The sequence below is a fragment of the Sphingomonas endophytica genome (assembly GCF_001476895.1).
Taxonomy (GTDB): Bacteria; Pseudomonadota; Alphaproteobacteria; order Sphingomonadales; family Sphingomonadaceae; genus Sphingomonas; species Sphingomonas endophytica_A.
Map to the genome: position 1 here is coordinate 1 of NZ_LDTB01000281.1, position 622 is coordinate 622.

The window sequence follows — 622 nt, forward strand, 5'->3', positions numbered from 1 at the left end:
ACCATGTGCGCCGATTATGGCAACCCACCCTTATTTAAGCAATGCCCACTTGGCTTAAATAGGAAATGGGCTAAGGTAAGTCAGCTTAAATAACGAGGCCTGATGAGAAGTGGGAGGCTACAGCCAGCGCGTGCGCGACAGCATTCTGCCCCTTTCGGTGGCCGACACGCTGCCTGCCGCCTTCGCCGAGTGGTCCTTCACCGAAAACACGGTCGACCACGAGACACCGATCGAGACATGCGAACTGTGCGGCCAGCAGGACCTCAGATATCACTTCGAGATCGCCAACCCATATACCGAGGCAGCGCTCTGGGTCGGCTCACATTGCATACTTCAATTCGACGTCGCCGGCATGGAGGATGGACGTCGACTTTCGCCCGAGGCGGCAAAGCGCCATCTGGCCAAACTTACCCAGCGGATGCAACTGGAGTCCTGCATCCGGGCGCTGGAACAGCTCGCCACGAAGGAGGTCAACCCGGTGCTGTCGGGCGCGCTCGACTACTACCGGCGCAACAAGAAGCTCACGCCCAAATATGCCGCCGTGGTGTTCTGGAAGCTTCGGACGTTTCGGATCGACCACCACCCCTCCTTCTTTCAGGTCGAGCTTCGCCGCGCCCAGCAC

The 622-nt window shown here is 59.2% G+C and carries 1 protein-coding gene; it reads left to right on the forward strand.

Features of this window, described 5'->3' with window-relative positions; translation table 11 throughout:
* Positions 1 to 157 precede the first annotated feature (157 nt).
* Positions 158 to 622: hypothetical protein (locus NS334_RS17200; RefSeq protein WP_193753175.1), on the forward strand; the 465-nt coding region annotated here is incomplete at its 3' end.